General features: G+C 63.5%; 21 protein-coding genes and 1 riboswitch. Of the genes, 9 read left to right on the top strand and 12 right to left on the bottom strand.

Features of this window, described 5'->3' with window-relative positions; genetic code table 11:
- Positions 1-26 precede the first annotated feature (26 nt).
- From QN413_RS24960 to QN413_RS24945, 4 genes are all read right to left on the bottom strand, one after another.
- Positions 27-1286 (bottom strand): sugar ABC transporter permease, encoded by a 1260-nt coding sequence (locus QN413_RS24960; RefSeq protein ID WP_323499301.1) that lies wholly within the window; start codon positions 1284-1286, stop codon positions 27-29.
- The gene (locus tag QN413_RS24955) at positions 1283-2104 is read right to left on the bottom strand and encodes an ATP-binding cassette domain-containing protein (protein ID WP_187051195.1); all 822 of its coding nucleotides are present in this window, start codon (positions 2102-2104) and stop codon (positions 1283-1285) included. The genes QN413_RS24960 and QN413_RS24955 overlap by 4 nt, the downstream gene beginning before the upstream one ends.
- A 34-nt stretch (positions 2105-2138) precedes the next feature.
- A complete protein-coding gene (locus QN413_RS24950) occupies positions 2139-3203 on the bottom strand; it encodes a sugar ABC transporter substrate-binding protein (RefSeq protein WP_323499300.1) in 1065 nt (354 codons plus the stop codon).
- A 116-nt stretch (positions 3204-3319) separates the two neighbouring features.
- Positions 3320-4204: an AraC family transcriptional regulator gene (locus QN413_RS24945; protein WP_187051197.1), complete on the bottom strand. Its 885-nt coding sequence runs from the start codon at positions 4202-4204 to the stop codon at positions 3320-3322.
- Between the two features lie 391 nt (positions 4205-4595).
- Between QN413_RS24945 and QN413_RS24940 the strand changes: the two genes are divergently transcribed.
- The 3 genes from QN413_RS24940 (at position 4596) to mntP (ending at position 8461) form a co-directional block, all read left to right on the top strand.
- Positions 4596-6911, top strand: coding sequence for a TonB-dependent siderophore receptor (locus QN413_RS24940; RefSeq protein WP_323499299.1), 2316 nt, complete (start codon positions 4596-4598; stop codon positions 6909-6911).
- An 18-nt stretch (positions 6912-6929) separates the two neighbouring features.
- Positions 6930-7616 (top strand): Fe2+-dependent dioxygenase, encoded by a 687-nt coding sequence (locus QN413_RS24935; protein WP_323499298.1) that lies wholly within the window; start codon positions 6930-6932, stop codon positions 7614-7616.
- 75 nt (positions 7617-7691) lie between these two features.
- Positions 7692-7869: riboswitch (yybP-ykoY riboswitch) on the top strand.
- A gap of 22 nt (positions 7870-7891) precedes the next feature.
- A complete protein-coding gene (gene mntP, locus QN413_RS24930; protein ID WP_323499297.1) occupies positions 7892-8461 on the top strand; it encodes a manganese efflux pump MntP in 570 nt (189 codons plus the stop codon).
- A 6-nt stretch (positions 8462-8467) separates the two neighbouring features.
- On the opposite strand, the gene QN413_RS24925 is transcribed toward mntP, so the two are convergent.
- The 6 genes from QN413_RS24925 to QN413_RS24900 form a co-directional block, all read right to left on the bottom strand.
- The gene (locus QN413_RS24925) at positions 8468-9073 is read right to left on the bottom strand and encodes a DUF1439 domain-containing protein (RefSeq protein WP_323499296.1); all 606 of its coding nucleotides are present in this window, start codon (positions 9071-9073) and stop codon (positions 8468-8470) included.
- A 21-nt stretch (positions 9074-9094) separates the two neighbouring features.
- Positions 9095-9961, bottom strand: coding sequence for an isocitrate lyase/phosphoenolpyruvate mutase family protein (locus QN413_RS24920; protein ID WP_323499295.1), 867 nt, complete (start codon positions 9959-9961; stop codon positions 9095-9097).
- 149 nt (positions 9962-10110) lie between these two features.
- Positions 10111-10896 (bottom strand): amino acid ABC transporter ATP-binding protein, encoded by a 786-nt coding sequence (locus QN413_RS24915; protein WP_323499294.1) that lies wholly within the window; start codon positions 10894-10896, stop codon positions 10111-10113.
- Positions 10880-11533 carry an amino acid ABC transporter permease gene (locus QN413_RS24910; RefSeq protein ID WP_323499293.1) on the bottom strand — a complete coding sequence of 218 codons (654 nt, stop codon included), beginning with the start codon at positions 11531-11533 and terminating at the stop codon, positions 10880-10882. Before QN413_RS24910 ends, QN413_RS24915 begins: the two co-directional genes overlap by 17 nt.
- Positions 11534-11549: 16 nt before the next feature.
- On the bottom strand, positions 11550-12206 hold the full coding sequence (locus QN413_RS24905) for an amino acid ABC transporter permease (RefSeq protein ID WP_323499292.1): 657 nt from the start codon (positions 12204-12206) through the stop codon (positions 11550-11552).
- A gap of 21 nt (positions 12207-12227) precedes the next feature.
- Entirely contained in the window at positions 12228-13025 is a 798-nt protein-coding gene (locus tag QN413_RS24900; protein ID WP_323499291.1) for a transporter substrate-binding domain-containing protein, read from the bottom strand.
- Between the two features lie 231 nt (positions 13026-13256).
- Between QN413_RS24900 and QN413_RS24895 the strand changes: the two genes are divergently transcribed.
- On the top strand, positions 13257-14951 hold the full coding sequence (locus QN413_RS24895; protein ID WP_323499290.1) for a long-chain fatty acid--CoA ligase: 1695 nt from the start codon (positions 13257-13259) through the stop codon (positions 14949-14951).
- Positions 14952-14978: 27 nt separating this feature from the next.
- Here QN413_RS24895 and QN413_RS24890 read toward each other — a convergent pair whose 3' ends face one another.
- On the bottom strand, positions 14979-15218 hold the full coding sequence (locus QN413_RS24890) for a hypothetical protein (protein ID WP_187051203.1): 240 nt from the start codon (positions 15216-15218) through the stop codon (positions 14979-14981).
- Between the two features lie 253 nt (positions 15219-15471).
- On the opposite strand from QN413_RS24890, the gene egtB reads away from it, so the two are divergent.
- Genes egtB through QN413_RS24865 form a run of 5 tightly spaced genes read left to right on the top strand, consistent with a single transcriptional unit; the run spans position 15472 to position 19289 of the window.
- Entirely contained in the window at positions 15472-16734 is a 1263-nt protein-coding gene (egtB, locus tag QN413_RS24885; protein ID WP_323499289.1) for an ergothioneine biosynthesis protein EgtB, read from the top strand.
- 28 nt (positions 16735-16762) lie between these two features.
- Positions 16763-17740 carry an L-histidine N(alpha)-methyltransferase gene (gene egtD, locus QN413_RS24880; protein WP_323499310.1) on the top strand — a complete coding sequence of 326 codons (978 nt, stop codon included), beginning with the start codon at positions 16763-16765 and terminating at the stop codon, positions 17738-17740.
- Between the two features lie 21 nt (positions 17741-17761).
- Positions 17762-18043 (top strand): DUF427 domain-containing protein, encoded by a 282-nt coding sequence (locus tag QN413_RS24875; RefSeq protein WP_187051206.1) that lies wholly within the window; start codon positions 17762-17764, stop codon positions 18041-18043.
- 5 nt (positions 18044-18048) lie between these two features.
- Complete coding sequence (locus QN413_RS24870) at positions 18049-18819, top strand: 2OG-Fe dioxygenase family protein (RefSeq protein ID WP_323499309.1); 771 nt, start codon at positions 18049-18051, stop codon at positions 18817-18819.
- 29 nt (positions 18820-18848) lie between these two features.
- The gene (locus tag QN413_RS24865; RefSeq protein WP_323499288.1) at positions 18849-19289 is read left to right on the top strand and encodes a universal stress protein; all 441 of its coding nucleotides are present in this window, start codon (positions 18849-18851) and stop codon (positions 19287-19289) included.
- 44 nt (positions 19290-19333) lie between these two features.
- On the opposite strand, the gene QN413_RS24860 is transcribed toward QN413_RS24865, so the two are convergent.
- On the bottom strand, positions 19334-20014 hold the full coding sequence (locus QN413_RS24860; RefSeq protein ID WP_323499308.1) for an RluA family pseudouridine synthase: 681 nt from the start codon (positions 20012-20014) through the stop codon (positions 19334-19336).
- Positions 20015-20072 lie beyond the last annotated feature (58 nt).

Raw genomic sequence — 20072 nt, 5'->3', positions numbered from 1 at the left:
TGTGAGTTTTCGGTTGGCTCGGCTGATCACGATCGTCCATGCGACACGCGGGACTGGCGGGCGATCGAGTCGACGATCACTGCGATCGCCAACACGGCGCCGGTGATCATGAATCGCAGCGATGAAGAAAGGTTGAGCAGCGTCAGGCCGCTGGCGATCGACTGGATCACGATGATGCCGAGCACCGCCGAATAGGCACTGCCGCGACCTCCGAAGAGACTCGTTCCGCCGATGACGGCCGCGGCGATCGCGTTCAGGTTGACGTCGCCCGTGCCGGCCTGCTGGCTGGCCGAGGCCAAACGGGCCGCGGTCAGCACGCCGCCCAGCGACGCCAGGCTTGCGCACAGGACGAAGGCGCTGGTGAAGATCATGTTGACGTTGATGCCTGCGCGGCGCGCAGCCTCTCGGTTGCCACCCACCGCGTTCATCGAGCGGCCCCAGCGCGTGCGTTTCAGCGCGTAGTCCATGGCGACCGCGAGCGCGAGAAACAGGCCGAACATCAGCGGCACGCCGCGTCCGTGGTTCAGGTAGGCAACCACCACCTCCAGCAACACCGTGATGGCGACGACGCGAACCAGCAGGCTCGCCACCGACGGTGCCGACAGGCTGACTGCCTGCCGGCGCGTGCGCGTGCGCAGGCCCATCAGCAGGATTACGGCACCGGGCGCCAGTGCCAGCAGGTGCGACACGATGGCCGGCATGACCAGCATTTGCCCGAAGTCGACCATCGTCGAACCGTAGGGCAGGTTGATGGAGCCGCTGTTGCCCAGCACGTACAACTGCAGGCCGAGGATCGCCAGCAGGCCGGCCAAAGTGGCGACGAAACTGGGCATGCCGAGCCGGTTGAAAAGCAGGGCATAGACCGCGCCGATCAAGCCACCGACCAGCAGTGCGACGACGATCGCCACGAGCAGCGGCCAGCCCTGATTGACCCAGAGCATGCCGAGCAGAGCCGAAGCGAAGCCGCTCATCGAGCCGACGGAAAGGTCGATCTGCCCGACCATCAATACGCAGACGATGCCCAGCGCGATGACGCCCGTGGTCGAACAATCGAACAGCAGGTTGACCAGGTTGTCGGCCGAAAGAAACACCGGGTTCAAGCTGGTGAAGACGGTCCAGATAATGACGAGGCCGACGATCACCGGCAGCGAGCCCAGGTCGCCGGAGCGGACGCGCTCGACGAAGGCGGAGACGGTGCCGCCGAGGCCTTCAGCATGCTTGACGCGGACGTCGCTGCGGTCCAGCAGCGGCTGCGGTTGCAACACGTTTTTCGCTTCGGTGGTCATGCGTTCTCCCGCTTGTCGACGTGCTGCGCTTCCTGGCGCCGGCCGGCCCGGCGGGACACCGCGTTTTCGGTCGCGCCGGTGATGGCGGCCACCAATTCCTGGTTGGAGGAATCGGGATAGAACACGCCGTTGTTGCGGCCGAGCCGCAAGACGACGATCCGGTCCGCGACCGCCCGGACGTCTTCCATGTTGTGGCTGATCATGATCACCGCGTGTCCGCGATCGCGCACCCGCTCGATCAGGTTCAGCACTTCGGCGGTCTGTGCGACGCCCAGCGCCGCGGTGGGTTCGTCCAGCATGATCAACTTGGGGTCGAGCAACAGGGAGCGTGCGATGGCCACGGTCTGGCGCTGTCCGCCCGACAGCGATGCGACGACATCGCGCACATTCGGAATGCGGGCCGACAACTCGTTGAGCAGTGTCCAGGCCTTGACCTCCATCGCGACCTCGTCGAGGCACAGGGCATTGAGCTCGCGCCCGAGGTAAATGTTGGCGACGACGTCGAGGTTCTCGCACAGGGCCAGGTCCTGGAACACGGTGGCGATGCCCAGATCGAGCGCCGCGCCGGGGTTGTCTAGCGTGACCTGTTTGCCGCCGAAGTGAATGGTCCCGGCGCTGGGCTGGTGGACACCGGCCAGCACCTTTACCAGGGTCGATTTGCCGGCGCCGTTGTCGCCGACCAGCGCGACCACTTCACCGGCGTGAACGTCGAGGTCGATGTCCGTCAGGGCTGACACTGCGCCGAAGCGCTTGGAGACGTTGCGCAGGCTCAAGACCAGTTCGCCTGCAGAACGCCGTGGGGGGGTTGGATCGGTCATCGACTCGAAGCCTTCTGGTGGAGCCTGCTGTCTGTCAGTTGGAAATGCCGAGCTTCTTGCAGCCGTCGGCGTAGCGCCCGGTGCAAAGTTCATTGGCCGTGGCGATCTTCTTGTCGATGATTTCCGCTTTCAGGTTCTTCGCCGTGACGACTGCGGGTACGAAGAGTTGCGAAGGCGTGTCGTAGAGTTTCATTTCCGACTTGGGCGTCTCGCCGGCCAGGAAGCCGACGGCGACTCGGGCCGCTGCGGCCGCCACGATCTCGCTTGGCTTGGAAATCGTGTTGAACTGGTCGCCCGCGATGATCAATTGCAAGGCGGCGATCGTGGCGTCGTTGCCCGTAACGGTCGGCACCGGGTTCACTCCGGCTGCCTTGAAGGCGGCGATGGCGCCCCCGCCCGTGCCGTCGTTGGCGGCGACCACGCCGATGATCTGCGTGCTGAAGCGGGTGATCTGCCCGCTCACCCACTGCTGTGCCTTGGGCGGCGCCCATTCAGGCGTGTCGAACTCGGCCAGTGTCTTGTATCCGCTGTTCTCCAGGCCGGCGTGGATGCCTTTCTTGATTAGGCCCGCAGCCGCATCGGTGGGGGAACCGTTTACTTCCAGCAGGCCGCCCTTGTCCATCGGCACCTTGTTGTCTTTGAGGTGCTGCACCAGCGACTCGGCGATAGCCTTGCCGATGCCTTCGTTGTCGAAAGACACGTAGTAGTCGGCTGGCGTCGTGGGCACCGGACGGTCATATGCGATGACCTTCACGCCCTTGCTCTGGGCGAGCTTGACCAGCGACGCCGCGGAAGTCGAATCCACCGGGTCCAGGACGATGACCTTGGCGCCTTGCGAGATCACCGAGTTGAATTGCTGCTGCTGCTGCGCGACATCGCCGTTGGCGTTCTGATAGAGCACTTTGCAGTCCGCGCAGAGCTTGCTCATCTCGGCCTTGAAGCCGGGAAAGTCGTGCTGTTCGTAGCGCGTCGAAGCCTGGTCGGGCATCAGGAAAGCGACGGTCCCGGACGGTGCGGCAAACGCTGCCGTTCCGGTCGTGAGACCGATTGCCATTGCGAGCGCGGTCGCGCTGAAAGAAGGGCTGGAAAGTTTCTTCATGAGGTTGTCTCTTTTCTTTGAATGACCGGCGCAAGGGGTTGCCGGCGTGGGTTGCAAATCTCTCTCTCGCTGACTGTTTCGGATGCACCTTCGTGCCTCGATGTGAAACTCCTTTCTCAAGCCGCTTCGGCAATGCCGGCGTTCTCGGCCAGCAAGGCTCGAAAGCGCGATGGCGGAATGCCCTTTTGCCGAAGAAACTGCCGGTTGAAATTGGAAATGTTCTTGAAGCCCGAGGCGAAGCAGATGTCGGTGATCGTCATGTCGTCATCGCTCATCAGAAGCTGCGTCGAGAGGTTGATGCGAAGCCGATTGACGTATTGACCGAGTGCCATGCCGGTGTGCCGGCGAAAGCTGCGCGAGAAGGCGCTGGTGCTGAGTCGCGAGATCACGGCCAGTTCGGGTTCCCCAAAAGATTCGGTCAGGTGAGCGCGGATGTAGTCGAGCGCCGCGTTGATCCCGTTCGCCATGAAGCCATGCGGGTCCGGGTGATAGTCGCTGCTGGTCATCGGGCGGCTGCCCGTGTCCCGGCTCAGCGCGCCAAGGATCGAGGCGAAGAGTTCGATGCGCCGGATGTCGGTCGCACCGATCAACTCCTGAATCTTCGGGCCGACCATGGCCGCCGTGGCTGGCGTGAAAAGCACGCCGCGCCGGCTCATTTCCAACACCGGAAGAAATGAGCAAAGCTCAGGCAGGATTTCGGACGCATCCCGGATGAACTGCTCGTTGAACTGCAGGACGCGGCCGCGCAGCGGTACCGACGTGCCGGCGGCGAGATCGCTGACCCAGTTGTGAGGAAGGTTGGGACCGGTCAGCACCAGATGGCCCGGCGCGAAATCGCCGATGTAGTCGCCGACGAAGCAGCGGCCAGTGGTCTCCACCACGTGATGGAGTTCGCACTCCGGGTGGAAGTGCCAGCGCACGGTCCTGAATGGATAGCCGTGCTCCCATGCCTTGAAGGAGTGGGCGCGTCCTATCTGAACGACCTCGAGGTCTGGTTTCATCGACTGTCTCCATTGACGGTCTCCGACTGCTTCAGGTCGGCGCCGTTTGTCTCTGCGGCTCGGTGTCAGGCACCTCACTCGACGCGAATAGTAAGAGCGCGATCGGGTTGCGTGCTACTACGTTTCCGGATGTCAACTTATACGTTTTTGTCGTTTTCGATGGTGCTGGGCGCCAGATTTGCACGGAGCCTTTCGTCGCTTCAAAAAGTTCCATGTTTAGCGAATATGAATCTGTCTCCAGCCTGACTAGTTAATGTTTTCTTGTTGCCTTGTCTCGTCGCGTTCACAAAGCAGTCGGTAATAACAAATAAGAACGATTCGCAGTCAAAATTAAGACGCTGGCCGGTGCATCTTCGCAACCGCGCAGCCGCCTGATCGAAGACAAGACACCATGACCCGACTCGACACCCTGCCAAGCCGCAGAAAGCCCATCACGCTGGCGCTCCTTAGCCTTGTTTCTGTCTCCGGCGCCTGGGCGCAGCAAGCAGCGCAACCAGCCGTGAGTCCTGCATCCCTGACAGCGGCCACGCCATCGCCAGGTGCCGCGCCCGCCGCATCGACGTCAGTGCCGCCGACGCTGCGCGAGATCCAGGTCGAAGGCATGGCCGACAAGTCCAGCTTTGGCCCGAACGCGGCGTCGATCAGCCGGCTGCCGGCCGAACTGCGCGACATTCCGCAGTCGATCACTGTCATCAACCAGGCGCTGATGCAGTCGCAGGGCGCGACATCCCTGGCGAGTGCGTTGCGCAACGTGCCGGGGTTAACGATCGGCGGCGCCGAGGGTGGCCAGATCGGCACCAACATCAACCTGAACGGCTTCTCCGCACGCACCGACATCTACCTCGACGGGGCACGCGATCGGGCGCAGTACTACCGCGACATCTTCGCGCTCGATTCGGTGGAAGTGCTGATGGGCCCGTCGTCGATGCTGTTCGGGCGGGGCAGCACCGGCGGCGTCATCAACCAGGTGAGCAAACGGCCGACGCTGACGCCATCCGCCGAAGCGTCGGTGTCGGCCAGCACCACCGGGCTGGTGCGCACCACCGTCGACCTCAACCAGCCGATGTCCGACACATCGGCCTTTCACCTCTCCGCGATGGGCCAGGACGGCAATGCCACCACGCGCGACCAGACCCGCCTGCAAGACGTCGGCATCGCGCCGATGCTCAAGTTGGGCATCGGGACGCCAACGCAAGTCACTTTGTCGGCACTGGTTCAGCACAACCGCGACATGGCGGACTACGGCGTGCTCGGCCTCAACGGCCGGCCGGCCAAGGTCGATCGCAACACCGCGTATGGCGACAGCGACGACCGCACGATTTCCGACATCCGGGCGTTCGGCGCGCTGGTCACGCACAAGATCACGCCAACAACGACGATCCGCAACCAGACGCAGTTGAACGACGTGACGACGGATGCGCGTGAAACATCGCCGCAGAACATCGGCCGGCGCGCCGCCAACGGCTCGTTCATCGCGTCGTCGACCGGCACCACCGCCGCGCCGGCTGCGGTGTCCAGCACGCTGCCGCTCGAGCAGCTGTGGGTGCGCCAGCAAAGCCACGACCGGGTGATCAACGACAAGTCGCTCTTCAATTTGACGGAACTGAGCACCAAGTTCGACACGGGATCGATCAAGCACACGCTGCTGACCGGTTTCGAACTGGGTCGGGACACCTACCGCAACCAGGCGTACTACCGCAACGGCAGCTGTGGCGGCGTCGCACTGAACCCGGCGGGCACCACCAGCGGCTATGTGTCCTGCACGCCGCTGGCTTTCCCCATCGAAACCGATTCGCCACTCAACGCGCCGAGCCGTCCGGGCAATCTGGCGACCGCCACTGCCACGACGGTGGCTGCCTATGTCAACGACACGATCGAGCTGAGCCCGCAGTGGAAGCTGGTCGCGGGTGTGCGCCACGACCGCTACAAGGCCGATATCGCGAACACCGTCACCAGCGCCACGACACTTGGCTACGAGCAGCAGACGGTCAATTTCAACAGCGTGCGTGCCGGCGCCATCTGGCAGCCGACCCCGGAGCAGTCGTACTACGCGTCTTACAGCACGTCGTTCAATCCATCGCTCGAGCAACTGGTCGCGACCACCGGCGGCACACAGCCTTTGCCACCGCAAAAAAATAAGTCGTACGAGGTTGGCGGCAAGTGGGACACGATGAACGGCAATCTGTCTTTCAGCGCCGCCGCGTTCCAGATCACGCAGACCAATGCGCGCGCACAAAACAACGACGGCACATACACGGCCACGGGCACAGTGCGCGTCAACGGTGCTCGAGCGGGCGTCGCTGGTCGCATCACCGATCAGCTCCAGCTGTTCGGCGCCTACACGCACCTCGATGCCACCATCATCGAAGGCATCGCACCCGGCACGCTCGGCAAGACGCCTGCCAACACGCCGAAAGATTCGGCCAGTTTCTGGGCGTCGTACGCCATCACGCCTGAGTGGGAAGTGGGCGGCGGCGCCACCTACAACGCGCACCGGTTCGCGAACAACACCAATCTCGTGCGGGTGCCTGGCTACGTGCGCTTCGACGCGCTGCTGGCTTACCATCAGCCCAAGTACGACATTCGCCTGAATCTGTTCAACCTGTCGAACAAGTACTACTACGATGCCCTGATTCCGTCAGATGGAGGGCGCTCCGTGCCGGGTTCGGGTCGAGCGGCCACGGTGTCGCTCAACTACCGTTTTTGACAGCGCCAAACTGCCTTCATGCTGGTCTGCATTCCGAAAGTTCTCGATGCCGATGCGCTGGCCGAGGTGCGCACTCGGCTCGACGCAGCGGGCGATGCCTGGGTCGACGGTCGCGCCACGGCCGGCCACCAGGGTGCGCCGGTCAAGTTCAACCAGCAGATCGACGAGCGTGCCGAAGTGGCGCATGCGTGCCAGGACATCGTGGCCGCTGCGCTCGAGCGCAACCCGACCTTCATCAGCGCGGCGTTGCCCAACCTGCTGTACCCGCCGATGTTCAACCGCTACAGCGAGGGCATGACCTTCGGCCTGCACGTCGACGGTGGCGTGCGCATTCATCCGCATACCGGCCGCAAGCTGCGCACCGATCTTTCTGCGACGTTGTTCCTTTCCGACCCGGAAAGTTACGACGGCGGGGAACTGCAGATGGAAGACACGCACGGCATGCAGAGCGTCAAGCTGGCCGCTGGCGATCTCGTCGTCTATCCGGCGACCAGCGTGCATCAGGTCACGCCGATCACACGGGGCGTGCGGGTCGCCTGCTTTTTCTGGGTGCAAAGCCTGGTGCGCGATGCTGGTGATCGCGCGTTGCTGTTCGACATGGACACCGCGATCCAGCGGCTCAACCAGAGCGGCGCCGACGAGCGGGCGCGCCGTACATTGACTGGCACGTACCACAACCTGTTGCGCAAGTGGAGCGACACCTGACGGTTATCCCATTGCCTTCGCCCTAGGGAATTTTGCGCGGCATGAAGCACCGCGGTGTGCTCGAGCACCTACACTAGCCTCCCCATTGGGGAGTAGCCGGCTTCCGTTTCACGGAAGCGCCTGCGTCAACATACTCGGCGTGCACCTTGCACGCTGTGGCGCAGGCAGCCTTTGCAGGTTGGCGAGACCATTGGCGTGTCAGCACGATGTGAGTCGGGCAGTGATGACACGCCTCTGTTCTTGCCCGACCGAGCCAATAAAAAGTATTTCCCACCATGAATTTCGCCGCAATAGCGTTGCTCGCGCTGGCCATGTCGACCGACGCGTTTGCCGCCGCCGTCGGCAAAGGCACGGCCCTACAGAACCCGCGCTGGTCCGAGGCGCTGCGCACCGGGCTCATCTTCGGCGTCATCGAAGCGATCACCCCGATGATCGGCTGGGTGCTGGGCCATGCAGCCGCCGACTATGTCAACGCCTGGGATCACTGGATCGCTTTCACATTGCTCGGCGTTCTAGGCGTCCGCATGATCTACGCGGGCTTGAAGACGCCTGCCGAAGAAGAGGATGAAAAGCCGACGCGCCATTCCTTCTGGGTGTTGGCGACCACGGGCTTTGCGACCAGCATCGATGCCATGGCGGTCGGCGTCGGGCTGGCTTTCCTGAACGTCAACATTTTTCCCATTGCCGCCTCGATCGGCTTCGCGACCTTCATCATGGTGACGCTCGGCGTGATGGTCGGCCGTGTGCTCGGCAAAATCGCGGGCCGCTCGGCCGAGGCCCTGGGTGGCGTGGTGTTGATCGGGATAGGCTCGACCATCCTGTATCAGCATCTGCACGCGGTCTGAGCGGGCCTACCGCAACTGCACCTTGATCCCGTCGTCGACCACCGTGATGTCACCGATCTCGTAGGTCTTGCGGCCGACGGTGAGTTCCTCTGCGGTGAAGCTGCGCAGCACCTGGTCACGCAGCAACTCCTGCGCAACGAGGGCGCCGATCTGCTGCACGCGCTCGGCATCTCTGCCGCCCACGCCTTGCAGTTCGAGGCGTTCGGCTTTCGGCTGGTCGAGGCGCAGCGAACGCGTGGCCGCGTCGTACTTGAGCGCGCTGCTCACGGAGACGATGCCCTCCATGGGGGATGACCGCAGCAGCGGGCTGGCGATCGACAACACCGCAGTGACGGTCGCCCTGTTGCCGCGTGCGTCGAGGCTCAACTGCGGCTCACGCAGGCCGACGGTGAACAACTCCGCATAGCGCTGCGCCACTGGAAAATGCTTGACGATCTGCGCCTGCAGTTCGACGCGGCTGGCGGTGTATTCGTTGGTGAAGAAGTTGAAGCCTGCGAAGGCAGGGGCACTGGCCGGCAGCACCGCAGCCAGGAGCGTCGCACCGACAAGGCGGCGGCGGGAAATCTGATCGGAGAACCGAGGGGAGGGCGGTTGGGAAAGCATCAGGTTCATGAAGGGTTGCGTTGATTGGCGCTATGCACGGCCCGCGCGGTCCGCGCGAAAAAAGTTGTCGAGTTCGTTGCCCGAAGCAGCCTGGGTGAAGCCGTCGAAGCTGCCTTGTTCGGCGATCAGTTTGGCAGCGTTCGAGAAAGCGCCCCAGGCCGCACGTGCCAGCGCGCCACCCACGCTGACGCGTCGCACACCCAGCTCCGCCACTTCAGCCATCGTGAGATCGCTTGTCGAGCCGATCAGCAGATTGACCGGCTTGGGCGCCACGCCGGCGACCACGGCCGCGATCTGCTCGCGGGTCTTGATGCCCGGCGCATAGAGGCAATCGGCGCCGGCTGCGGCGTAGGCGCGGAGGCGATGAATCGTTTCGTCGAGGTCGGGTCGGCCGACCAGAAAACATTCGGCCCGGCCGACCAGCAGGCAGTCGCCGCCTGCCTTGTCGATGGCGCCGCGTGCGGCACGCAGCCGCGCCACCGCGGTGTCGATGTCGTGCAGCGGGCTGGCGGCGCTGCCGGTGGAATCTTCGATCGACACGCCGGCGATGCCGGTCTCTATCGCGAGTCGAACGCTCTCTGCCACGCCGGCAGCATCGGGCGCGAAGCCGCTTTCGAAATCGGCATTTACCGGCAAGTCGCAAGCCTCGACGATCTCGTGCAAATGCGCCAGCACCGCGTCGCGCGAGGCCGCGCCATCAGGCTCACCACGCGACCATGCAAAACCTGAGCTGGTAGTTGCCAACGCCTTGAAGCCCAGGCCTTGCAAATAGCGCGCGCTGCCGACGTCCCAGGGATTTGGAAGGGCGAAGCATCCCGACGTGTGCAGCTGCTGAAAAACGCGTCGCTTGTCAGCAACACCGGGGCGGGTCGATGGTCGGTTTTGGGTTGAAGTCATGAGCTGTGGCCTTTTGGAGAGCATCAAGCCTTCAACTTTAGAAGGATCTGCATGCGAAAGTTTCGCAGCGCAGACACGATCACGCACCGCCTGAAGCAAAAAAACCCGCCCGGCGCAAACGCACCGGGCGGGTTTTTTAAACGCCAAGCTCAATCGTGCAGCGAAGACAGAAACTGCTTCAGTTCAGGCGTCTGCGGGTTGCTGAACAGCTCGGTCGGCGGACCCATCTCGTGCACCTTGCCCTGATGCATGAAGATCAACCGGTCGCTCACCTTGCGGGCAAAACTCATCTCGTGCGTGACCATCAGCAAGGTCATGCCTTCGTCGGCCAGCGACTCCACTACGCGCAGCACTTCGCCGACCAGTTCGGGGTCGAGTGCCGACGTAATCTCGTCGCACAGCAGCACTGCCGGCTCCATCGCCAGCGCGCGCGCGATGGCCACGCGCTGTTGCTGGCCACCCGACAGCTGATCGGGCATGGCGTCGAACTTTTCTGCCAGGCCTACGCGGGCCAGCAGCTTCTTGGCTTGCGCCGTCGCCTCGGCGGTCGTCCGCTTCTTGACCAGCGTGGGCGCCAGCATGACGTTCTTGCCGACTGTCAGATGCGGGAACAGGTTGAAGCTCTGAAAGATCATGCCGACGTGCTGACGCAGCTCGCGCATGGCCATCGCGCTCTCGTGCAACAAGGGCTTGCCATCGACACTGAGCGCGCCCTCCTGGAACACTTCGAGCCCGTTGATGCAGCGCAGCAGCGTGCTCTTGCCGGAGCCGCTCTTGCCGATGACGGCGATGACTTCACCACGCTTCACTGTGAGGTCGATGCCCTTCAACACCTCGTTGGAGCCATAAGACTTTCGAAGGGCGGTGATCTGGACGATGGGCCCGCCGAGGGCGGTGCGCGCAGCGGCGGCCGGGGCTTCAACGACGGTGGACATTGATCTTCCTTTCGAGGTGCTTGGCATACAAGCTGATCGGGAAACACAGTGCGAAATACAGCAGCGCGACGCAGGCGAACACCACGAACGGCTGGAAGGTGGCGTTTGAAATCATGCTGCCGGCCTTGGTGAGTTCGACGAAGCCGATCACCGAAGCGAGCGCCGTGCCTTTGACCACCTGAACGAGAAAGCCCACGGTGGGCGCCGTGGCGATGGTGATCGCTTGCGGCAGGATGACGTGGCGCATCTGCTCGTCGAAGCTGAGCGCCAGGCTGCCGGATGCTTCCCATTGGCCCTTGGGAATCGAGGCCACGCAACCACGCCAGATCTCAGTGAGATAGGCGCTGGTGTAGAGCGTGAGCGCCACGGTGGCAGCGGTCCAGGCCGACACATCGACGCCCAGCAGCGCGATGCCAAAGTAAGCGAGGAACAACTGCATCAGCAGCGGTGTGCCCTGGAACAGCTGAACGTAAACGCTGATCGCACGGTCGAGCCATTTGCCGGCACGCAGGCGCAACAGCAGCAGGAACGCGCCCACCAGGCCACCACCGACGAAGGCGATCAACGACAGCGCGACGGTCCAGCGCAGCGCCAGCAGGAGGTTGCGCAGGATGTCCCAGAGGGTGAATTCGGTCATGGTGCTTTTTCTGCGCTCAGCGACCGAAGAGCCAGCGCGGGCCGGCCCAGTCGAGGAGGCGCCGCAGAGCCACGGACAACGCGACGTAGATGAGCGTGGCAACGATGAATGCTTCGAAAGCGCGGAAGTTGCGGCTCTGGATCAGGTTCGCCGCATAACTCAGCTCTTCGACCGATATCTGGCCGCACACCGAGGAGCCGAGCATGACGATGATGATCTGGCTCACCATCGACGGCCAGACCTTCTTAAGCGCCGGAGGCAGTACCACGCGCAAGAAGACCTGCGCCTTGTTGAGCGCGAGGCTCACCGCCGCTTCGATCTGGCCCTTGGGCGTGGCCTCGATGCCGGCGCGAATGATCTCGGTCGAATAAGCACCGAGGTTGGCAACCATCGCGATGATCGATGCCACCTCCGGCGACAGCTTGACGCCCGCCGCCGGCAAGCCGAAGAAGATGAAGAACAGCTGCACGATGAACGGCGTGTTGCGGATCAGCTCCACATACGCGCCGACCACCCAGCGCAGCCAGGCCGGTCCGCTGGAACGTGCCCATGCACAGGCCACGCCGACGACCATACCGATGAGCGTGGCGATGGCCGTCAGGCCGATCGTCCACGTGATCCCCTTGGCAAGCAAACGCCAGTCGACGAGGATGGCGCCGAAGTCGAATTCCATGCGGGTGGCCGGTGCGCGTGATCAGACCGGCAGGTCGCCGATGCCCTTGCCGAGCCACTTCTTCGACATGGCGTCGAGCGTGCCGTCCTTCTTTGCGGCGGCGATGATCTCGTTGACCTTCAGCTTGAGCGCGTCTTCGCCCTTGGCGATGCCGACAAAGCACGGGCTGTCTTTCAGCAAGAGCTTGTACTCGGCGTTGATCTTGGGGTTCTTGCGGATCATCTCGGCCGCGACCGCGCCGCTCATGGCGATGGTTTGCGTCTGCCCGGCGACGAAGGCGGCGACAGTGGCGTTGTTGTCTTCGAAGCGGCGGTAGTCGACGTTCGCCGGTGCCACCTTGTTCAGTTCCTGGTCTTCCATCGCGCCGCGCGTCACCGCCACGGTCTTGCCGGCCATTTCCTTGAAGTCGGTCAGCTTCACGCTCTTCGACGCGAACACGCCCTGGAAGAACGGCGCGTAGGCCGACGAGAAGTCCATCACCTTTTCGCGCTCGGCATTCTTGCCCAGCGTAGAGATCACCAGATCCGCCTTCTTGGTCTGCAGGTAGGGTATGCGGTTGGCGCTGGTCACCGGCACCAGCTCGAGCTTGACACCCATCTTGGCGGCGATGAGCCGCGCCGTGTCGATGTCCAGTCCCTGCGGCGCCATGTCGGTGCCGACGAAGCCGTAAGGCGGGTAGTCGGTGGGAATCGCCACCTTCAGCGTCTTGGACTTCATCACGTTGTCTAGGACGTTTTGCGCCTGCACGCCGCCGGCGGCAAACAGGGAAGCTGCGGCGATCGCGAGTATGAAGTGGCGTTTCGAGAAATTGGACGGCATGGCAGGGCTCCTGAATAAGTCGACGGTTCGTCGTTGTATGCAACATCGGTGCCAGCGCGTGTGCGGCAGTCCGGCCGCCTGGCCCCGAAAGAGCCGTGCCGCGGTGCCGAATGCGGGTCGCCAAGGTGACGCCATCGGGGCATCCCCGATGCGGCGAATCCACCCGCGGGCGTAGGCTGCCGGCTTCCCGGGCCTGACCTGAACCGACTTAATTTTTCGACTGAGAAACACATGGATCGCCCGCACTACAAATTCTGGCCGCAGCGCCTGCCTCATTCGATCACCGTGCCCGCGACCTCGCTGTGGCACAACCTTGCGACTTCCGCCGCGCGGTTCCCGGACAAGGCGGCGCTGGTGTTTTTTGGCAGCGTGATCACGTACCGCGAGTTCGCGGCGCAGGTCGATCGGCTCGCTGGAACGCTGCATGCGCTGGGTGTTAGGCGCGGTGACCGCGTGGTACTGGACATGCAGAACTGCCCGCAGCTGGTGATCTCGCACTTCGCGATCCTCCGAGCCAATGCGGTGGTGGTGCCGGTCAATCCGATGAACCGTGCCGAGGAGCTCAAGCACTACATCACCGACCCCGATGCCAAGGTCGCGATCACCACCGGCGACCTGGCACCGGAGTTGGCCAAGGCCAGCAACGCGCTGGACGCGAAGGACCGCCTGGCGCACATGATCGTCACGCATTTCACCGACACCTTCGATGCCGAAGTCAGCGGCGACGAGGCGCCTGCGCCGGCTTGGCGCGACTGGCTGCTCACCCGCCATCCGCTACCCGAACTCGCCAACGGAAAGACCATGACGTGGACCGACGCGTTGAGCGCCGGCCATGCACCGCCGGAGCATGTAGTCGGCGCCAACGACATGGCATTGCTGCCCTACACCAGCGGCACCACAGGCTTGCCCAAGGGGTGCATCCACAACCACTCGAGCCTGAATCACAACGCCTTCGCCGGCCAGTTGTGGGGTCTGGGTTCGGCCGAGGCGATCGTACTGGCCGTGGTGCCGATGTTCCACATCACCGGCACGGTCAGCATGATGCACACGTCGATCCTCTTCGGCGGCACGCTGGTCATCATGCCGCGCTGGGATCGTGAAGTGGCGGGGCGGCTCATCTCGCGCTGGAAGGTCTCGAGCTGGACCAACATCCCGACGATGGTGATCGACCTGATGGCCAGCCCGAATTTCGCAAGCTACGACCTCACCAGCCTGACCTACATCGGTGGCGGCGGCGCGGCGATGCCGCAGGCGGTGGCGCAGCGGCTGCTGGAGCAGTTCGGCCTGAAGTACCAGGAAGGCTATGGCCTGACAGAGACAGCGGCGCCGTCGCATGCCAATCCGTTCGAGCATCCGAAGCAGCAGTGTCTCGGCATCCCGTACATGAGCACCGATTCGCGCGTCATCGACCCCGACACGCTCAAGGAGTTGGGCGTGGGTGAGTCGGGCGAAATCATCACGCACGGGCCCGAGGTGTTCCAGGGCTACTGGAAGCGGCCGGATGCCACGGCGGCGGCGTTCATCGAGTTCGAGGGCAAGCGCTTCTTTCGCACTGGCGACATGGGCCGTGTCGACGAAGACGGCTACTTCTTCATGACCGACAGATTGAAGCGAATGATCAACGCGAGCGGCTTCAAGGTGTGGCCAGCCGAGGTCGAGTTGCTGATGTTCCGCAACCCCGCCATCCAGGAGGCGTGCGTCATTTCGATGAAGGACGACTACCGCGGCGAATCGGTCAAGGCGATGGTGGTGCTGCGCCCGACGCACGAAGACACGACCGAGCAGCAGATCATCGACTGGTGCCGCGAGAACATGGCGGTCTACAAGATCCCGCGCAAGGTGCAGTTCGTCGATGCGTTGCCCAAGAGCGGCAGCGGCAAGGTGATGTGGCGGTTGCTGCAGGAAGCCGAGTCGAAAGTCGACTGAGGGACGTCGAGTGGCTGCAACGCAGCGTCAGGGTTTGCGCCCGCCCGGCGGCACGAACTTCCTCAACATCGTCTGGCCCAGCGGCGTGATCGCCGTGACAGTGGCGATGGGTTGCACGTAGCCATCGAGCGTGCGGACCGGCGCCGGAATGGTCGCCTTGATATGCCCCGCCATCACCAGAATGCGTACGGCATCGACGTTTCGGCCGCCTTCGATGTTGCAGGGCAGAGTGGCGGCGGCGAGCCGGTGAAGGAGCGTGATGGGCATGCTTTGATGAATCGTCGCTTACCACCCAGCACCGAGCACATGCTCGGGCGGCAGAAGAGGGCGGACTCATTCACGGGATGATACGCAGTGGTTGTGCGCGCACCGGCGGCTTGTGCCAGAGTGCTTTAACGGTGCCTGCCGGTGACTACTGGCTTGAGCGATACCAGCGCGACCGGCCCCGTGCGGGCTTGTCCTACGCGGCGGGTCACCGACCTTGGGCTACAACCACTCCTGCTAATTCAACGGAGACCTCATGAGCTTTTTACGGCCGATGGCGCAGGGGGCAGATGCGCTGCGACTGCGCTTCGCTGAGGTGAGGGCGCACAGCGTCGGGCTGGCGGCGCCCCTGTCTCCTGAAGACCAGTGCATCCAGTCGATGCCCGATGCGAGCCCCACCAAGTGGCATCTCGCGCACACGACATGGTTCTTCGAGACGGTGCTGCTTCAAATGCATTCGACCGGCTACCAGCCGTTCGATGCGCGCTTTCATTTCCTTTTCAACTCGTACTACGAGGCACTGGGGCCGCGTCACCCACGCCCACATCGCGGCTTGCTGACCCGTCCGTCGATCGACGAAGTGCATGCCTATCGTCAGTATGTCGATGCATCCGTGATGGCGTTGCTCGAGGGTGCCGACAACGCGTTGTGGGAAACGATCGAACCAATCGTCGTGCTCGGGCTGCATCACGAGCAGCAGCATCAGGAGCTGCTCGTTACCGACATATTGCACGCGCTGTCCCGCAACCCTTTGCTGCCTGCGTATCGGCCGGCCAATGGTCCGGCGCTGCGCCTTGCTTCGGTTGCTGCGCCGGCGCGTTGGTTGCGGCAGGAAGGCGGCGTGGTGGAGGTCGGCTTCCAGCCGAGTGACGAAGGCAATGACTTCGCATTCGACAACGAGACGCCGCGTCACTCCGTGCTTCTGCGCCCGTTCGAGATCGCAGACCGTCTGGTGACTTGCGGCGACTACGCGCAATTCATTGCCGATGGCGGTTACCAGCGGCCAGACCTCTGGCTGTCGGATGGTTGGGCGGCGGTCAAGGCAAACGACTTGCGGGCGCCTGCGTATTGGCTATCGCCGGACGATCCACGCATCGCGCAACATGGTGCGAGCACCGCTGGCTGGCAGGTGTTCGGACTGAACGGTGTGCGGCCGATGGAGCCGGAAGCACCGGTGTCGCAACTGAGCTTTTATGAAGCGTCCGCCTATGCGGAATGGGCCGGTGCGCGATTGCCGACCGAGTTCGAATGGGAGGCTGCAATCGACACCCCTGGCATGGCGCAAGCCACTGGCCACGTCTGGCAATGGACGCGCTCTTCTTACGACCCGTATCCCGGCTTTCGCCCGCTACCTGGCATCGCCGCCGAATACAACGGCAAGTTCATGGTCGGCCAATTGATATTGCGTGGCGGCAGCGTGGCGACCCCGCAGGGCCATACCCGCCCGAGTTATCGCAACTTTTTTCCGCCGGCAGCCCGCTGGCAATTTACCGGCGTGCGCTTGGCGCGCGACATCTGAAATGAGAAATCCAGTCGTCAATCTCGACATGCCGCGCGCCCGTGTTCGGACCACCACCACGGTCGAGCCGTCAGAGTTCGCCCGCGACCTGATGGCGGGCCTCGCGCGCACGCCGCGCAATGTGCCGCCCAAGTATTTCTACGATGCTGCGGGTTCGGCCTTGTTCGACGGCATTTGCGAACTGCCCGAGTACTACCCGACGCGCACCGAGCTGCGCATCCTTGCCGAGCGTGCGCCCGAGATTGCAGCGCAGATCGGGCCTCGCGCCGAGCTCGTGGAATTCGGCGCCGGTTCGCTTACCAAGGTGCGCTTGCTGTTCGACGCATTCAATGCCGAAGACGCGCCGCGGCGTTACCTGCCGATCGATATCTCGGGCGAACATCTGGAGGGGGCAGCCGAGCGGCTGCGTGCCGACTATCCGGAGCTGGTCGTGCAACCGATCGTCGCCGACTACACGATGCCGCTGGTGTTGCCGGCGACAGGCGCCGGCGTCGGTCAGCGCGTCGGCTTTTTCCCCGGCTCGACCATTGGCAACTTTCATCCCGAAGAAGCGCTGTCGTTCATGCAACTCGCAGCGCGTTTGTTGCGCGGCGGCGGCATGCTGGTTGGCGTCGATCTGGTGAAGGAGCCTTCTCGGTTGCACGCGGCGTACAACGACGCGCAGGGCGTGACTGCGGCCTTCAATTTGAATCTGCTGCTCCGGGCCAATCGCGAACTGGGTGCCGACTTCGACCTCGATGCGTTCGGCCATTACGCGTTCTACAACCCGCTGCTGCAGCGCATCGAGATGCATCTTGTGAGCCGGCGCGCGCAGACCGTGAACATCGGCGGCGAGCGCTTCGACTTCTTCGAAGGCGAGAGCATCCATACCGAGAATTCGCACAAGTTCACCGTCGAAGGCTTCCGTGCGCTGGCCGTGCGCGCCGGCTTTCGACCCGGCCCGGTGTGGACCGACGAGGCGCGCCTGTTCAGCGTCCACTGGCTCCACGCGCCGGCTGCACAATAGACGCTCTCCTGGAGATATGAAATGAAAGCAACCTGGAACGGCGCCACCATCGCCGAAAGCGACGACACCGTGGTTGTCGAAGGCAACCACTACTTTCCGTTGAGTTCGCTCAACCGCGAACACGTGACCTTCAGCAACCACAAGACAACCTGTCCCTGGAAGGGCATGGCGAGCTATTACTCATTGCTGGTCAAGGGTGAAATGAACGCCGACGCTGCCTGGTACTACCCCGACCCGAAGCCCGCAGCAGATGAAATCAAGGACCGAGTTGCCTTCTGGAAGGGCGTCAAGGTCGCCGCGTGAGCCCAATGGCCGATCCGCCATCCGCTTATTCATCCACTTCGCCACCATTTTCACCACCTTTCAACTCGCCGGCTGAAACGCCATCGTTGCTGCGGGAACAGGGTTATGCCTTGCTCAGCCCGAGTGGCGTCGCCGAGTGGCTCGGCGAGCCGCTGGCACAGCTCGAGGCTCTCCACGAAGACTGGAGCGACTTGCCGCCCGACGAATACCTGAAAGACGGCGGCCGCTATCGGCAACGCCGCCATGCGTGTTTCACCGTCGACGCCGAAGCGGTCGATCAGGTGCCGCATCGTGCCCACTGGCAGCCGGTCGAATACAACGCGTTGCACGGCGGCATGCGGCGGTGGTTCAAGCCGATGCTCGCCGGCACGATCGCGCAGCCTGTGTGGACGCACCTGATGCGCGGTCTCGCGCGACTGGCCAGCGGGCTCCGGGGTGATCAACGCTGGTCCCTCGAGGCGCATCAGTTCCGCATCGACACGGCCGGCGGCATCGGCAGGCCGACACCCGAGGGCGCGCACCGTGACGGCGTCGATCTGGTGGCGGTGGCGTTCGTCGGGCGGCACAATGTCAAGGGTGGCGAGACGCGCGTGTTCGAGGCGAACGGTCGCCGCGGGGAACGCTTTACGATGACCGAGCCGTGGAGTCTTTTGTTGCTCGACGATGCCCGCGTGATTCATGAGTCGACTCCGATCCAGCCGATCGACGAGACGGCGCCGGGCTTTCGGGATACGCTCGTGGTCACGTGCCGCGCCCACGGTTTTCAGGGCGACTGAACGTCGTCGCAAGACAAAAGGAGGTCCGCATGTTCAATCACATCCTGGTTCCCATCGACGGCTCCGAAACGTCGATGCACGCGGTCAGCAAAGCGAGCGGGCTCGCGCTGGCTTTTGGCAGTCGCATCACGCTGATCCACGTGATCGACAACTATCCGTTCATCGGTATCGGCGCCGACTACGCGCTGGGCCAGAACGAATATCTCGCTGCCGCCACGAGCAGTGCCAATGCGGCGCTGGCACGCGGCGTGGCATCGCTGGCGGCTGAAGGGCTGCACAGCGATCAGCGCGTGATCGACGGGCACGTGGTGCACGAAGGCATCGTCGACACTGCCAACGGCATCGGTGCCGACCTGATCGTCATGGGCTCGCATGGGCGTGCGGGCATCGAGAAGTTGCTGCTCGGCAGCGTGACACAACGCGTGCTACAGGACGCGCGGATGCCGGTGCTGGTCGTGAAGGGCGAATAGAGCGGCTCTTTTTGGTTGAAGGCGTTTGCCTTCCTCGGCGTCGCTCAGGGTGTTCGACCCGAGCCGGTGCGCGCCTCGAATGGCGCGACGCTCTCGAAACGTATTGTTTGCCGCGTCACCGGATGCACCAACGCCAGCACCGTCGCGTGCAGCATGAGCCGCGTTGCGAGTTGCCTGACCGCTTCGCTCGCATACAGCGCATCGCCGACGATTGCGTGCCCGATCGACGCGAGATGCACGCGCAGCTGGTGAGTGCGACCCGTCAGCGGCTCCAGCAAAACATGGGTCGCCATCCGCTCTTGCGCGCGCTGAAGCGTCATCGGCCCGAGCGCCCGCCAGCGCGTCACGCTCGGCTTTCCTGCCGCATCGATCTTCTGCGATGGCCGACGCGGCCAGTCGGCCATCAGTGGCGCGTCGATGGTGGCCCACTCTTCTGAGATGGGCAACACACCATCGACGATCGCTTCGTAGCGCTTGTGCACTTCGCGCCTCGCGAATGCATCGCCAAGCGCCCGCTGCATATCGATGCCGCGTGCCATCACGACCAGTCCACTCGTTGACATGTCGAGCCGGTGCACGACGAGCGCATCCGCCCAGCGTTGCTGTGCTCGTGCGCTCAGGCAGTCCTGCTTGTCTTCGCCACGGCCGGGTACGCAGAGGAGCCCGGCGGGCTTGTCGAATACCAGCAGGTGCGCGTCTTCGTGAATCAGGTGGAGGTCGGTCATTGGGCGCGGCGTGTCGACGAGTGTAGAACTGTCTCTTATACACATCTCCGAGCCCACG

Origin of the sequence: Variovorax sp. LG9.2 (genome assembly GCF_035018885.1) — a bacterium.
GTDB lineage: Bacteria > Pseudomonadota > Gammaproteobacteria > Burkholderiales > Burkholderiaceae_C > Variovorax.
This window is presented reverse-complemented; position numbering and strand designations above follow the sequence as displayed.

What these genes read in the sequence shown, in the direction of transcription:
- QN413_RS24960 (WP_323499301.1), bottom strand. Translation starts at nt 1,286, where the DNA reads ATGACCACCGAAGCGAAAAACGTGTTGCAACCGCAGCCGCTGCTGGAC.
- QN413_RS24955 (WP_187051195.1), bottom strand. Translation starts at nt 2,104, where the DNA reads ATGACCGATCCAACCCCCCCACGGCGTTCTGCAGGCGAACTGGTCTTG.
- QN413_RS24950 (WP_323499300.1), bottom strand. Translation starts at nt 3,203, where the DNA reads ATGAAGAAACTTTCCAGCCCTTCTTTCAGCGCGACCGCGCTCGCAATG.
- QN413_RS24945 (WP_187051197.1), bottom strand. Translation starts at nt 4,204, where the DNA reads ATGAAACCAGACCTCGAGGTCGTTCAGATAGGACGCGCCCACTCCTTC.
- QN413_RS24940 (WP_323499299.1), top strand. Translation starts at nt 4,596, where the DNA reads ATGACCCGACTCGACACCCTGCCAAGCCGCAGAAAGCCCATCACGCTG.
- QN413_RS24935 (WP_323499298.1), top strand. Translation starts at nt 6,930, where the DNA reads ATGCTGGTCTGCATTCCGAAAGTTCTCGATGCCGATGCGCTGGCCGAG.
- mntP (WP_323499297.1), top strand. Translation starts at nt 7,892, where the DNA reads ATGAATTTCGCCGCAATAGCGTTGCTCGCGCTGGCCATGTCGACCGAC.
- QN413_RS24925 (WP_323499296.1), bottom strand. Translation starts at nt 9,073, where the DNA reads ATGAACCTGATGCTTTCCCAACCGCCCTCCCCTCGGTTCTCCGATCAG.
- QN413_RS24920 (WP_323499295.1), bottom strand. Translation starts at nt 9,961, where the DNA reads ATGACTTCAACCCAAAACCGACCATCGACCCGCCCCGGTGTTGCTGAC.
- QN413_RS24915 (WP_323499294.1), bottom strand. Translation starts at nt 10,896, where the DNA reads ATGTCCACCGTCGTTGAAGCCCCGGCCGCCGCTGCGCGCACCGCCCTC.
- QN413_RS24910 (WP_323499293.1), bottom strand. Translation starts at nt 11,533, where the DNA reads ATGACCGAATTCACCCTCTGGGACATCCTGCGCAACCTCCTGCTGGCG.
- QN413_RS24905 (WP_323499292.1), bottom strand. Translation starts at nt 12,206, where the DNA reads ATGGAATTCGACTTCGGCGCCATCCTCGTCGACTGGCGTTTGCTTGCC.
- QN413_RS24900 (WP_323499291.1), bottom strand. Translation starts at nt 13,025, where the DNA reads ATGCCGTCCAATTTCTCGAAACGCCACTTCATACTCGCGATCGCCGCA.
- QN413_RS24895 (WP_323499290.1), top strand. Translation starts at nt 13,257, where the DNA reads ATGGATCGCCCGCACTACAAATTCTGGCCGCAGCGCCTGCCTCATTCG.
- QN413_RS24890 (WP_187051203.1), bottom strand. Translation starts at nt 15,218, where the DNA reads ATGCCCATCACGCTCCTTCACCGGCTCGCCGCCGCCACTCTGCCCTGC.
- egtB (WP_323499289.1), top strand. Translation starts at nt 15,472, where the DNA reads ATGAGCTTTTTACGGCCGATGGCGCAGGGGGCAGATGCGCTGCGACTG.
- egtD (WP_323499310.1), top strand. Translation starts at nt 16,763, where the DNA reads ATGCCGCGCGCCCGTGTTCGGACCACCACCACGGTCGAGCCGTCAGAG.
- QN413_RS24875 (WP_187051206.1), top strand. Translation starts at nt 17,762, where the DNA reads ATGAAAGCAACCTGGAACGGCGCCACCATCGCCGAAAGCGACGACACC.
- QN413_RS24870 (WP_323499309.1), top strand. Translation starts at nt 18,049, where the DNA reads ATGGCCGATCCGCCATCCGCTTATTCATCCACTTCGCCACCATTTTCA.
- QN413_RS24865 (WP_323499288.1), top strand. Translation starts at nt 18,849, where the DNA reads ATGTTCAATCACATCCTGGTTCCCATCGACGGCTCCGAAACGTCGATG.
- QN413_RS24860 (WP_323499308.1), bottom strand. Translation starts at nt 20,014, where the DNA reads ATGACCGACCTCCACCTGATTCACGAAGACGCGCACCTGCTGGTATTC.